This window comes from Xanthomonas cannabis (assembly GCF_040616535.1).
Taxonomy (GTDB): Bacteria; Pseudomonadota; Gammaproteobacteria; order Xanthomonadales; family Xanthomonadaceae; genus Xanthomonas; species Xanthomonas cannabis.
Genome location: NZ_CP136580.1, coordinates 2,894,666 through 2,908,934 on the forward strand (window position 1 = coordinate 2,894,666; position 14,269 = coordinate 2,908,934).

Annotated in this window: 6 protein-coding genes; 1 reads left to right on the plus strand and 5 read right to left on the minus strand. The window is 67.1% G+C overall.

Features of this window, described 5'->3' with window-relative positions; genetic code table 11:
* Nucleotides 1-109: 109 nt before the first annotated feature.
* The 5 genes from RZV17_RS12360 to RZV17_RS12380 all read right to left on the minus strand — a co-directional run bounded on the left by RZV17_RS12360 (nt 110) and on the right by RZV17_RS12380 (nt 12,081).
* Complete coding sequence (locus tag RZV17_RS12360; protein WP_355603791.1) at nt 110-1,738, minus strand: family 43 glycosylhydrolase; 1,629 nt, start codon at nt 1,736-1,738, stop codon at nt 110-112.
* 11 nt (nt 1,739-1,749) lie between these two features.
* Nucleotides 1,750-6,027 (minus strand): Ig-like domain-containing protein, encoded by a 4,278-nt coding sequence (locus RZV17_RS12365; RefSeq protein ID WP_355603794.1) that lies wholly within the window; start codon nt 6,025-6,027, stop codon nt 1,750-1,752.
* Between the two features lie 373 nt (nt 6,028-6,400).
* The gene (locus tag RZV17_RS12370) at nt 6,401-9,217 is read right to left on the minus strand and encodes a TonB-dependent receptor domain-containing protein (RefSeq protein WP_355603797.1); all 2,817 of its coding nucleotides are present in this window, start codon (nt 9,215-9,217) and stop codon (nt 6,401-6,403) included.
* Between the two features lie 258 nt (nt 9,218-9,475).
* A complete protein-coding gene (locus tag RZV17_RS12375) occupies nt 9,476-9,697 on the minus strand; it encodes a hypothetical protein (RefSeq protein ID WP_355603800.1) in 222 nt (73 codons plus the stop codon).
* A gap of 26 nt (nt 9,698-9,723) precedes the next feature.
* A complete protein-coding gene (locus tag RZV17_RS12380) occupies nt 9,724-12,081 on the minus strand; it encodes a Tat pathway signal protein (RefSeq protein WP_355603803.1) in 2,358 nt (785 codons plus the stop codon).
* Nucleotides 12,082-12,522: 441 nt separating this feature from the next.
* On the opposite strand from RZV17_RS12380, the gene RZV17_RS12385 reads away from it, so the two are divergent.
* Nucleotides 12,523-14,115, plus strand: a complete 1,593-nt coding sequence (locus tag RZV17_RS12385; protein WP_355603806.1) for a S53 family peptidase — start codon at nt 12,523-12,525, stop codon at nt 14,113-14,115.
* Nucleotides 14,116-14,269: the final 154 nt, after the last annotated feature.

The window sequence follows — 14,269 nt, forward strand, 5'->3', positions numbered from 1 at the left end:
GCGCGGCTTGTGCTCGGAACCAGAACAGTCGCATGCCACCGGCGCACTCCGCTGCCTGCGCGCGCTCAGCATTCGCTTGACGGCTGCCCGCCACGCGCTGCCAGCTGGTTCAAGGGGCATCGCAACGCCGGCTGTCGGCAGCCGTGGCGGGTGGCGGGCGGTGCGGTTGCGGGGCCAGGACTTCCCACTCCTGCACGGCTAGCGCGGCGTAGCCATTTGCGCTGCCGGAGGCCTCCATCACCATGCGCACGCAGCGCGTTGTCACCGACACGAACGACACCGTTTCAGCGCGATCGCCGCGTGGGCTCTCAACACCTTTTGGCTGCACCGGCTGCCATTGCCCGCGGTGGCGGTACTCCAGATGCCAGCGCGCTGGCGGCGCAACCCCGATGCCGGCGCCGGCCGGTTGGTCGGCCCAGAACACGATCCGCGTGCGCTCCAGGGTCACCGGTTGCGCCCAGCTGTATTGCAGCCATTGCTGCGGTGGGTTGTGCGGCGTCCAGCTGCCCCACAGTTGCGGTGGCAGCGGGTTGGCCTTGACGATGCCGTCGTTGAGCGCGGCCATCCAGTATTGCGGCGGGATGTCCGGCCCGTTGGAGGCAGTGGCGTAGGCGGCGGGTGCCTGATTGCGCTGTGGTGGCGTCGGCGCTTGCGGGCGCCGCGTGGGCGTGACCGTGCGGATGCTGGCCGGTTGCGTGCTGTCGTCCCAGTCCAGCCGATCGATCGCCACGCTGCGGCGAAAATGCCCGCCGCCCTGCGCATCGGCGGTGTGGTAGACCAGATACCACTGCGCATTGAACAGCACGATGCCCGGATGCGAGGTGGTCGAGGATACCGGCGGCAACACGATGCCGCGGTAGCTCCACGGGCCCAGCGCGCTGGGCGCGCTCGCGTAGGCGATGCACGCGTGATACAGCGTGGGCGTACACGCCGAATCGCGGCCGGCGTTGTTGGCCGCGTACGCCAGGTAGTAGGTGCCGTTGCGCTTGAACAGCCAGGGCGCTTCGAAATAACCGGGCAGCGTGTCCACCCGCACCGGCGTGCCGGTGAAGCTCACCATGTCGCGCTGCAGCTCCACGCCATACAGCGCACCAAAGGTGCCCCAGTACAGATACACGCGCCCGTCGTCGTCGACCAGCACGGTCGGGTCGATGTTCTGGATGGCGTTGCGGCCCGGTACCGACTGCGAGACCACCGGCCCTTGCGGATGCGCATCGGTCCATGGACCGAGCGGGCTGTCGGCGACCGCCACGCCGATCGCGAACGGGTCCGGGTTGGGTGAGTTGCGCTGTTGCACCGGCGCATACAGGTAATAGCGCCGATCCGGCCCGCGCACGATCTGTGCGGCGTAGGCGTGGGCTTCGTCGGCCCAGGCGAATACATGCTGCGGGCGCAGGAAATCCCGGTAGTGCATCCACTGCCCGCTGGCCGGGTCGCTACCGACAAACAGCTGCCAACCGGACATGACGAATGCGTTCTGGTCAGGCGCAGCGCTATCGCGCCCGGCGATGATGTACAGCTTGCCGTCTGCCACCAGCGGCGCCGGGTCGGCCGAATACGTGCTGCCATCGGCCAGGATCGGGTTGCCGGGCGCCTGCAAATGCGTGCCCTTGGGGAGATCGATGGCGCCTGCCGGCGCGCTGGCCAGCGGCAACACACAGGCAAGCGCAGCGGCGCAGGCGAGACTGCGGCGCCTGGCGGGACAGCGCTCGGAGTGGCGGCTCTTGAAGGAGTGCATGCCACGGCCACTCATGGCGTGGCCGCCGTGACCTGCACCGTGAGCGACACCGCCACCGGCGCGATCGAGACATGTCCCTGCGCGGTGCCGCTGAGATGCAGCTCGCCGGGATGGGCATAGCGCGCAGGCTCGAGCGGCTGCCACTGCACCGGTAGCCGCTCGCGCGAGCCGTCGTTGTATTGCACCGTGACAAACCCCGGCAGCGTCGGCGCGCGCCCTGCCTGCGCGGTCACCACCGGCAACGCCTGCACGGTGTTGATCTGCGCCGGCGGCGTGGCGCGCACCCACAAGGTGGCCCTGATCGGGATGACGCCTTCCACCAGGCCTTGCAGTTCCACCGTGCCTTCGCTGCGCAGGCGCTCGGGCGGGAGTTCGGACCACTGCACCGCCACCGGCAGCGCGCTGCCATCGTCGAAGAACGCAGTGATGTCCTGCGGCAGCGTCGGCAACTGGCCGGGGGCAGTACGCAGGTCGATCGACTCCAGCCGCTTGGGTACGTCGGTCAATGCCTGCCATTCGTCCACGCCGATGGCGGCATGCCCGTTGGCGCTGGCCGGTGTGGTCAACACCGCACGCAAACCGGTGGTCACCAGCGGTGTAAAGCTGGCCGTACTTGCAGCGCCGGCAGCGGCAGCGGCAGCGGCAATCGGATAGCCCTGCCTGCCGGCGATGTCCTGCCAGCGCCCATCCTGCAGTGCCTGCAGTTTCCACGCGGCAGGCGCGGCGACCGCGCCCTCGGGTTGGTCGTTCCAGAAATGCAGCGCGCTCGACGACAGACGCACCGGCCGCGGCCACTGATACTGCAGCCACACCGTTGCCGGTTGTTCGCGGCCCAGACTGCCCCAGCGGCGTGCGCCGTTGGGTGTACTGCCGGCCACGGGGATGAAGCCATCGTGCAAGGCCTGCACGCTGTACTGCCTGCCGGTGACCTGCGCGCTGACGCTGGCCAGGGCCTGCAACGGGATACTCTGCACCGCGGGCGCGGCCGGCGCAGTCACCTGCACATCGGCATGCCCTGCACTTGCGCCATCGTCGGCCAGCAGCCGCAGCGTGTAGCGCCCGGCGCGGGTGAAGCGCACGGCGGTGCGCAGTGCGGCCGCATCGGCAAACACCGCATCGCCGCCCTGCGGGCCCTGTTGCACGCGCCAGCGCACCTGCAGCGTGCCGTTGGGCAGGCCGTCGTCGCCGGCACGACCATCCACGACCAGCGTGCCATCGGCACCGGGCGCGTCCAGCTGCCATGCCTGCACCTGCGGCGCTGCGTTGGTGTTGGCGGCTGCGGGTGGCGGCAAGCCGCTGTCGAATAGCTGGATTTCCTTGATGCCGGTGCGTGCGCTGCCGGCATGCGTCACCACCACGCGCCACGCCTGCGCGCGCCACGCCGGGAAGCGCACGCGGTTGCGGTTGCCCTGGGCAAAGGCGGTGTCGCGCACCTGGCCGGGAACGGTCTTCCAACGGCCGCCATCGTCCTGGTATTGCACCAGGTAGATCCACGGTGCGGCGTAGCCGGGGATCGTTCCCGACGGGAAGCCATGCTGTTCGCCGGCCGGCGATGAGCTGCGATAGAAGTACAGCACGACCTGGTCCAGCTGGCGGGCTTGACCCAGATCCAGCGCAATCCAATCGCTGGCCGACGCCGACCCTGCCGTGCCCCAGAACGGCGTGTTGGCGGTGCTGCCGTCTACGGCTGCAGCGGCGCCGAACCCTGCGCTGATGTGGCTGGCAGTGACGCGCGCGCCTTCGGCCAGATTGCGGCCGTGTCCCGGTGGCAGCGCCACATCCACGCCGGCCTTGCCCAGCATGCGCGCGGTGCGTGAATCCGTAGCGAACGCGACCTGCGTCATCGCTGCCAGCTGCGCTGGATGCGCGTCCAGCACGCGCACCCCGCCGTTGTGATTGACCGCATCCGGCAGCGCACGCACCTGCCCGCTGGCCGGGTCGTAGAGCACATGTGCCAGCCGGTCCACGCGAAACGCCAGCTCGCCGTCCAGATACACGCTGTAGCCCTTGCCCACCTTGCCGCCGTAATGGGTGCCGTCCCTGTCCCACACGATGCTCAGATTGCGATCGCGGTAGCGCAGGTTGTCGGCGGCAAAATGGTCCCAGCCGATATCGATCGGATACAGCTCGATCTGCGCATCGCTACGCGGGCGCAGGCCCATTGCATCTTCGATCATGCTGAAGTTGGTTGCGCCCAGTTGGGTGTGGTGAATCCACGAGCGGTAACCGATGCTCCCGCCATTGCCTGCACTGCCCTCGGCCCAGAATTCGTTCTGATCCGGGTAACGGTTATCGCCCTGGATGTAGGTGGCCCAGGCGTTCCAGTACAGCAGTTTGCGGTAGCTGCGCGCATCAAGATACGGGCTGGGGTACTCGCGCAAGGCCTGGCCGAACAAGCGGAACGCCACCGTGGCATTGATGGTGGAAAAATTGTTGCTGCCGGCATGCGCACCGCTGCCGCGCGCCTGCAGGTCGACCTGGTTGGCGGTGTAGAACGGAAACAGCGGGTACTGCGCCGCATCGGCGAATAGCCGTAATGCGCGCACGTACTTGGGATCGTTGTCGGCATCGCCCCGCTTGGGCATCAGGCCTACGCTGAAAGGGTAATAGTTGTTGGTTTCCTTCCAGTCCACCGGTAGCTGCGGCCCCTTGGCCTGGCGGTGCTTGAGCAGATCGCCATGCAGGCCTACCGAATCGGCGGTGTCGCTGTGGTCTTGCCAGAGCACCTGCAGCACTGCGGTGCGGATGCGTTGCGCGGTGGCCTGCATGCGCTGCGCCGTGGCGGTGTCGCCGGCCAGCGCAGCGGCCTGCCCCGCCGCCTGCGCGTTGGCATACACGTACGCGCTTTCGGTGCGATCCATGCGGATTTCGCCGTGCCGCCTGGCCCAGTCGAACGACACGGCATCGGCATCGTTGCCGGTCATCGCCGCCCAGTCGTATTCGATCAAGCCATTGTGATTGAGGTCGTAGGCCGCCAGCACGCCGTCCACATCGCCGCTGCCGTAGCGCGCCAGCTTGGTCGCCAATGCGGTGGGACCGCCATGCACCTGCATCGAACGCCACGCGGCGGCAGTGATGTATTGCGCGTACGAGTTGGACCAGTTTTCCGGCGAACCGGGGTTGTCGGTGTATTTTCCGCCGCCTGCGGTTTCGCCCGCGCTGAGCCAGCTGCCGTAGGCATACAGCGGGTTGCGCAGATATTTCAGGTCGTCCAGAAACATGCCGGTGGTCAGCACGATGGCGTTGTTGTAGCCAAGCACGCCTTCGATGGCGACCGGAAACTGATAGTCGTTGCCCGGCACCTCGGCATCGAGCGCATTGAAGCGCAGCACCCACCAGCGATAGAACAGGCTCTTGTCGATGTTCTCGTCGGGCGTGTCCAGATACGGCAGGTTGTCCACCCACCAGCGGTTATAGCTGGCAACGTGCTGCTGGTAGGCCTGCTGCGGGGTTTGCGCGGCAATACGCAGATAATCGGCACGTGCCTCGGGCAGCTCGTTGGTCAGCAGGCCAAGTTGCAGTTTGATAGCAGGCGCCTGCCCGGTGGCCGGCACCGCCACCCCGCGCTGCAGGCGCTGGCCCTCTGCCCGGAACCCGTCGCCGGACAGGCGTGGAAACACCGTAGTGATGGAATTGTAAGCATCGAACGCGCCGGTCAACTCATTGCCGTCGGCATGCTGCGCCATCGGCGACAGCGCCTGCACCATCAGCGTATGCGCGGCACCATCCAGGCTGGACAGCACGATGCTGGCCACCGCCACGTTCTGCTCAGTGATGTACTTGACCAGATGCATACGCACGCCGGCGGCCGCATCTTCAAACACGGTACTGAAATAGCTGGGCGTCTGCCGCCGCTGTTGCGCACGCTCGGCCCAGTGCACGGGCGAGTTGCCTTGGAAGGATTCGATACGGAAGAACGCGTCGTAATCGGTGGCATGCCAATAGGCGGCCTGCCCGACGAAGCCGGGTACCTCCGGCAGATGCGCCGTCAGATAGGCCGCGCGGCCGCGCGTGAACAGCCAATTGTTGGTGTCGTCGAAGCCACCGGCGCTGCCCTCGCGCACCAGCATGCGGTCGATCCAGAAATCCTGCCCTGGCGCCTTCCCCGCGCCATGCTCGAGATCGGCAGCGTAGATACGGGCCAGCTGCCCATCCGGCGCAAACGCCACGCTGGCGTCCGGCAGCGGATGCGCCAACCCGCGAAACTGCGGCGCACCGATCGCTGCGTTGGCAGCGACCGGTGGCGGGTCGCGCACCTCGTTTGCATCGGCCAGGCAAGCCAGCGACATGCTGGCCACCCACCACAGCGCGAGAGCCGCACAGCAGCGCACGGCAGCGACGCAACGACGCTGCAGGCGTCGTCCCGGATGCGCGCGATCGCTCAGCACGCAGGTGTCACCCGGCGGGCACGGCTGACGCACCGGCGTAACGCTCTTTTGCTGGTTACCCATCAACGCCAGCCACCCGGTGGCGTGGCGGCAGACCCCCTGCCCGCGCGCGACCATGCAGGCAGGCGATAAACTCCTGTGCGATGGGTGGTCGGCCGCGGCGCCGGCCAGCAGTGCTGCAACGCCGGTGCGCTGTGTCGGACCACCTGCGAGGACCACGCGCCCGCGGGCGCGTAGAGTGCGCGTGCAGCACGCGCGCACCCATCGACGCCCTTCAAAACTCCACCCGCAAGCGGCTCCAGAAATACCGCCCCAGCGTGTCGTAAGTGGACGCTTCGGTGTTGGCCGCGTTGGAGTAGCTGTAGAACCGTGGCGGCGCGCGATCGCCCAGGTTGTCCACACCCACGGCCAGTGTGCTGTGCAGCGATGCGATCTTCCGGCTCAACGAGGCGTCGTGATAGACCACCGAGCCGATCCGGAAATAGGTGCAGCTGCCATCGGCATTGGTGTCTGCGCAGAACTCTTCGTACTGGCTGCCATTGACGGTGCGGCCGAGATAGCGGGTGTTCCAGCTCGCATGCCACGGGCCCTTGTCCCAGGCCAGATTGGCCACCGCGCGCCAACGCGGCATGTTGCCCCAGCTGGAATTTTCGCCGACATAATTGTGCGCATCGCCAGCAAAGCGATAGCTGGAAAAGAACGTGGCATCCAGCCCAGCCGCAAAGTCTCCCAGGGCTGTATCGGCCAAGGTGTAATGAAGACCGGCGTCGTAGCCGCGAATATCGACCTTGCCGCTGTTGTAGGCGAACGGCACCGACACACGCATCAGCTGGCCAGCAGCATCGCGCTGGATCAACGGGCAAAGCGCGGCATCGCGGCCCTCGAAGCAATCGCTGACCACCTGCTGCAGGCTGATACCGGTGAGCATGTCGTCCAGCACCACCCGCCAGCTGTCCAGATTGAGCGACAGTCCGCGCACCTGATCCGGGTCGTAGACCAACCCGACGTTGTAGGAGCGGCCGCGCTCCGGCTTGAGCTGGAAGCCCACGTTGTTGCTGCCGGAGGTCACCACATTGAACTGCGCGGTATTGGTGAAGCTGCCGTCATTGGGCACGTTCGCGCAGGCTGGATTCGGCGCGCCGCTGAGACCTGTGCACGGGTCCTGAAAATCGCCGGTGTTGTCGACCACAGCGGTGTACGGCGAGCCATACAGATCGCCCAATGCCGGCGCGCGGAACACCTGCGAGCCGGTGGCGCGCACCAGCAGATTGGCAACTGGCCGCCACTCGATCGCGACCTTGCTGTTGGTGGTGTTGCCCCACGCGTCGTACCTGGAATAGCGCGAGCCAAGATTCAGATTCAACACATTGGCGAACGGCGCATCCTTCAGCAGCGGCACCAGCAGTTCCGCGTAAGCCTCCCTGACCGATTCGTCGCGCCCCTGCTTGAGGATGCAGCCGTCGTTGTAGTCGCAATTGCCGTCGGCATCGGCGGCGGCCACATCGCTGCTGGTGCCCTGTGCGAACTTGTTGATGCGATAGACCAGGCCCACCGCCGCCTGCACCGCGCCGGCGGGGAGCTTGAACAGGTCGCCATTGGCGCTGATATCGACAAACCGCATCTGGCTTTCGTCGATCAGATCCACCGGCCGCTGCGTGCCGCGCAGCGCGGCGATGGTGGCCGGATCGTCGGGGTTGAAGATGTTGATCGGCGTGCAGCCGGCGATCACCGCGCCCGGCGCACCGCACTTGACCACGCCATCGCTGTCCAGGAACGAGGCGCCTACTGCATTGTTCAATGCCGAGGTGATCGAAAAGCCGGTGCGCACCAGGGTGTCCTTGTAGCGCGCGTAACCGGCCGCCGCATCCCATTGCCAACTGGTTCCCTCCACGCGTCCGCGCAGGCCGGCGACGATGTTGGTCTGGAACATGGTGGCGGTGTAGACACGCGTATTGGCCTGGGTGGAGCGCAGCAGGTAGCGGTCGAGTTGATCGCCGAACGGGTTGTAGTCGTTGTCCACCGCGTCCGGCATTTCCAGGCCGAAGGCGTCCAGCCGCGAGGTGGTCTTGCTGCGGGTCCAGAACACGTCCATGTAGCCCTGCATGCTCGGGGTGAAGTCGAAGCTGCCGTGCAGCGAGGCGTTGGTGCGCTCGATCGGGGTGATCAGGTATTGCGTGTCGTAGACGTTGTAGCTGTCGGTCGCGCGTTGATAAGGGCGAAACGCCCCCTGGCCCACCGGCCCCGGCGCGACACCGGCCACTGGCGTCAGCACACGGCCATCGCTCAAGAACGCACGCGTGTTGGCGCCGCGGATCTCGCTGACCTGTCCATCGAGATATTCCACCGCCTTGGCCGCGTAACTGCGGTCGCGATTGAACACCGGGTTCATCGAGTTGCGGCTGAGCCCCAGAATCAGCCCGCCGCGCTCCCAGGTCTTGCCCCACTCCAGCCCCAGCGTGCGCCGGTTGGCATCGCCATGCGTGCTCTGCGCATAGTCCACCGTGGCAGCGAGGCCATCGTATTTGTCCTTGAGGATGACGTTGACCACGCCACCGATCGCATCGGAGCCATACACCGACGAGGCGCCATCGGTGAGCACTTCCACCCGCTCCACCATCGCTGCGGGTATCGCATTGACGTCCACGCCCGGGGCCGAGGCCACGCTGCTGGCAGGTCCGGCCATGCGGTGGCCGTTGACCAGCACCAACGTGCGCTCGGGCCCGAGATTGCGCAGCGACACCAGCGCACGGCCATGGCTGAAGCCGGAATTGAGTGCAGGCCCGGCCTGGAAGCCGGCCATCATCGGCAAGCGCTGCAGCAGCTGCCCCAGCGTGTTCTGCCCGCTGTCTTCGATCCGCTGGCGGTCGATCACCACCACCGGGCTGGCGGTTTCGGCATCGACGCGGCGCAGATGGGTGCCGGTGACGTTGACCTGATCCAGCGTCTGGGTGCCATCGCCTGCGTCATCGCCACGTTGCTGCGCGGCGGCCGGCACGGCGGCGGCTGCCAGCGCAAACAGCAGCGCGTTGGCCAGCGTGGTGGTATGCCAGGCAAGGCGCCTGGGAACAGTAGCAGAGCGGCTGGGCGACATCGGAAATCCTTGTGCTGATACAGGGAGCGGCCCACCTTCATGCACGGCCGCGCACGGCCAAGCCGCGCCGGCACAGCGCAAAGATGAGAGAGCGATCACGACAAAGACGGCACCGGCCTGCCGTTTCAACGGCAGGTATCTACGACTGCAAGGACGGCAACTGCAGCGACAGCGCTCCCCCCTGAGAGCACGTGCCCTGTCACATACGGGTCACGTCAAAAAATCTTGCGGCAATGGCGCTGCGCCGTCTTGACGAATTTAGTCGGGCCCCGTGCGGAAAATCGCGTGCTTGTGCCTGCTTCCGACGATGACTGCGTCGCGCGCGCACTGATGTTGAAGCGCTGTCATCAGATATGCCCTGGTCTCTTGCGATTGGCTACCGCGCTTGCGCGCGCACAGCGTGGTGGCACTGTCGGTGCGCTGCGTGTGCAGCAGTAGCGCCACCGCGACTGCACCTTGCGCGATGTAGTCGTGCGTCAACGCACTCGATCATGGCGCCACTGCGCTCACACATACCACGCCTGTACCTTCACCAATCCCGCAGCACCGGGCAAGGCCACGCGATCTACATGCGGGCCCTGTGGCCGCACGGCATTGCCATCGACCAGCACGCGCTGCAGGCGCGTGCCCGCCGGCGCACGTAGGGTCAGCCAGGTGCGTTTGGGTGCGCGCACGGGTAACCGCACCTCTGCATCGATACGCCGCGCGGCCACGTCGGTCCGCAGGCTCAGCGTGACCAAGCCCCAGCGCGTGGGCGCCGCGGTGATGCCGACGTGTGCACCACTGCCCAGCCACGCACGTGGCAGCGCGCGGGCAAGGAACAGCTGCTCGCCCGCGCTGTCGTCGCTGACCAGCATCCAGCGCAGCAGCAGCGGAATGGTCATTTGCGCCGGCATGCAGAACAACGGCATGCCACCGGTGATGCCACTGACCTCGCCTGCCGTCCAGCTGCCGCGCGTGTGCACCTGGTAGCGGTGGGCATAGACGAACAGCAGGTACTCCTCGATGCGATCCAGCCGCAGCAGCTGCTGCGCATAGCCGTAGGAGATGAAGCCGAGCAGATCGCGGCTGCCCGGTTCCGGCGGCGCGATATTGGCCACCACGCCGATGCTGGTACCGCCATGGCCGCGCAGGCAATCGACCACCAGGTTGGCCAGATCGTCCGGCAGTACGTCGGCCTGCAGCAGCTCCGCATAGGCACGATGCGGCCATTGCTGTTCGCTGGGTTTTTCCTGCAGCAGCGATTGGCGGAAGGTCAGTGTGGTGCCGGGCAACGGGCCCACGTACGGTGGCGAGAGGTCGCGGCGCACGTTGGCACGCAGGCTGGCTTCCAAGCGCGCGCGCAGCTGCCTGGCGCGGCGCTGCCACTGTGTTGCCTGGCCAACATCGCCGCCGAGTGTGCTCCACACCTGCGCGATGTCTTCCCAACCGCGGATCGTCAGCGCGCTGTTGGCGTAATACGGCTTCCACCACAATGATGGATCGGGAAACAGGCAGGCATCGGATTCGTTCCAGCCATGCAGCAGGCCATGCCCGTGCGCGGTGCGCGGCAATGCCAGCGCCTGGTCGTGGAGATCGCATAGCACCTGTGCGGTGGCCGCAATTTTGGGCAACACGCGCCGCAGCCGTGGCACATCGCCGGTGTAGCGCAGGTAGCGCGCCAGCAGCGACAAGGTCAGCCCGAACTGGCCGACCTCGGGCCCACGCATGTTCGGCAAGCCATCGTCCTGCACGAAATCGTCGAAGTAGTTGTCGAGCACCGCCGCCGCCTGCGCAAAGCGGCCCCACTCCAGGTTGGCGTAGAACGAACTGGTAAACGTGTCCTGGAAACCGTCGTACTCGTTGCCGTAATAGTCGCGCTCCACCGCACCGTACTTGGGGTAATCGCCACCAGGGCGCACCACCAGCTCGCGCGCGAACGCAAACTGCGCCATGTCGTTCCAGCTGGCATCGGGCAGCTGCGCCTGCACGGTACCGTCCAGCGCCTGCTGCCAGTACGCGGCGAAATCGATCAACGCCGCGTAGAACTGTTCGGCAGTGGCGGCGCTGCGCGATGGCGCAAATTCGGGATAGCTGTGGGTGTAGTGCACCGCGACGATGGTGCCGGCCTGAACCTTCATCGTGCGGTGCCAGGTCTGCACCACGAAGCGATCAGTGGCGCGCACATCGGCAAACACCAGCACGTCGTACCAGGCATCGGGCTCGCCTTCGCGGCGCATCACCTTGCGCACCGCCGGCATCCAGCCACCCAGCATGCCTTCTTCGCGGCGCTTGATCAGCGCTTCCTCGCCCAGCTCGGTGAAGGCATGTTCCGGACGCGAGGTGCGGCTGCGGCCGTTGGGCAGGATCGGCATGGTGTCCAGGCTTTCGCGCGTGCCTACAAAGGTGGTCCACGGCCAGCGGCCGCCGTTGTCCTTGGGGTCGAGCAGGGACGCAGGCGGCGGCGCCGCATCGCGCACCTGTGCCTCGTCCGGGTCGCCATCGCGCAACAGGCGGTCGGCGAGCAGATCGGCCTCGGCCATCGCCACCTCGGCCAGCGGTATGCCGAAGTAGGGCTTGCCCTCTGCCGGATAGGCCGGCTCGGTGCGTTTGTCCAGCCGCAGCATGCCGCTGTCGGTCCACAGCGTCAGCGCACCCTGTGGGTCGTCGAGATGCTCGTAGACGGTCCAGTCCTGCTGCAGGTGCCGAACACTGCAGAGCTTGCTGCCCACGTGCGCTGCCGAGGGCAGCGGCTCCAGCCGCGGCGGTGCAGGCGGAGGAGGCAACGGTGCAGCCGAGGGAACGGCCTGCGCCGCCAGCGCTGCGCCGGTGCCGAGTGCCGCGGTTGCGGCCACGCCCTGCCGCAGAAAGCTTCTCCGATCCATCGTCGCGCCCTTGAGTGATCAACCCGCATCGTGCGCGCGCCGCCCCTCGGCGTCTTGTGGCACAGGTCGGATGCGCGTGCGGAACTCTGCACACCGCCCGATGCACGGCAGGGCCGCGCAGGCGCTTGCCTATGCAAGGCGTTGCAGTGCGCACAGGACGATGGCGCTGTCGCAGGATCTGAGGCGCTGCTGCAGCACGCTGACCTGGCTGCGACGCTGCACGCCCTGTTTGCCAGTGGTGCCACCGAAGCGCGTCTCACTTCGCCTGGCGATCGAGCACGTGCGCCGGCAAGGCGCTACGCAGACGGTGCATGCGCTTTACTGTCGCGCGGATCGCGGTGCAGGCAGGCTGGGGCGTGGTTGCGCCTGGCGGCAGCCGACCTCCACCACCGGCCTGCCGCGCGCAGTGCAACGCCCCCTCCCGATCGAGAGCCATCCTGCATGCATACCATCCTCCCCGGCAGTGAACGCCAACCCGTGCCCTCCACGCTCCAGGCAGGGCCACCGCCAGGGGATGAGCGCCTGCGCGTGCTGCTGGTGGTGCGCATGCCGGCGCTCAACGCCGCCGCCGAGGTCTTGCTGCAGCTGCAGGCAGGCACCTTGCCGGTGGCATTCTCGCGTGAGGAATTCAGTGCGCGCTTTGCTGCCAGCCAGGCCGATCTGCAGGCGGTTGCGCAGTTCGCGGCCAGCTACGGGCTCAGGGTGGAGCGCGCGCATGCCGACAGCGGCAACGTCATCCTGGAAGGCAGCGTGCAGCAGTGCGAAGCCGCTTTCCAGGTGAGCCTGCGCGAGTACGTGGACGGTGCAATGCGGTATCGCGGCCGCACCGGCCCGGTATCGATCCCGCAGACGCTCGACGGCATCGTCACCGGCGTGCTGGGGCTGGATGCGCGCCCGCAGGCGCAGACCCTGCCCGCCGCATCCACGCCCGTGCCCACACGAGCGGCGCCCCAGGCACCCACGGCACCGGTGGCACCGGCAGAAGGCGACGCGCCGATCATGCAGTACACGCCGCCGCAACTGGCCCAGCTCTACGGCTTTCCCGAGCACGACGGGCACGGGCAGTGCATCGGCATCATCGTGCTGGGCGGCGGTTACACGCGTGCGCAGATGCAGACCTACTTCGCGCAGCTGCGCCTGCCCATGCCCACCCTGGTGGATGTAATGCTGCCGGGCGCCGACAATGTCGCCGGGACCGGCACCGACGATGCCGATGTCGAAGCGCAGATGGATATCCAGATCGCCGGTGCCATCGCACCGGGCGCCAAACTGGTGATCTATTTCGCCCCCAATACCGACAACGGGTTTCTCGAGGCGATCAATGCCGCCATCCACGATACCGAGCACGCGCCCGGCGTGATCGGCATCAGCTGGGGCTTCACCGAAGCGCAGTGGACGCCGCAATCGCGCCAGGCCTACGACTGTGCGTTTCAGGCAGCGGCGTTGCTGGGCATTACGGTGTGCATCGCCGCCGGCGACGACGGGGCCAGCGATGGACAGCCTGGCTTGAACGTGTGCTTTCCGGCATCCAGCCCGTTCGTGCTGGCCTGCGGCGGCACCCGGCTGCAGGTCACGGCGGACAGCGCCAACGAGCAGGCGTGGGCCAACGGCGGCGGCGGACAAAGCAGGTTTTTCGCACGCCCTGCCTGGCAGAAAGATCTGCGCCTGACCGATGCGCAGCACCAATCTCGCCAACTGCGCATGCGCGGCGTTCCCGATGTGGCCGCCAACGCCGATGCGCAGACCGGTTACTACCTGTCGATCAACGGGCAGCCGGCGGTGATGGGCGGGACCAGTGCCGCCGCACCCCTATGGGCGGCCCTGCTGGCACGCATCTATGGTGCAAACGGAATGCAGCCTCACTTCGTGCTGCCGCGCCTGTACGGGCGACCGGATGCGTTCCGCGACATCGTTGCCGGCGACAACGCCGGCTTCCGTGCATCCGCCGGCTGGGATGCCAACACGGGATTGGGCGTGCCCGACGGCGCACGCCTGACCGACGCGCTGCGACCGGACCGAGAGCACCGCGGGTGATACCGCGGGCGGCCATTACAGCGCACAGGGCAGCACCAACGCCCGCGTCTAGGCGTGGTGACTGCCGCCGCAGTCGCCGCTCCCCTCTCGGCTCTCTGCAGGTTTGCCTGACGCAGTCGCAGACGCAGGCGACTTTCGCGCGGCGCGTACCACG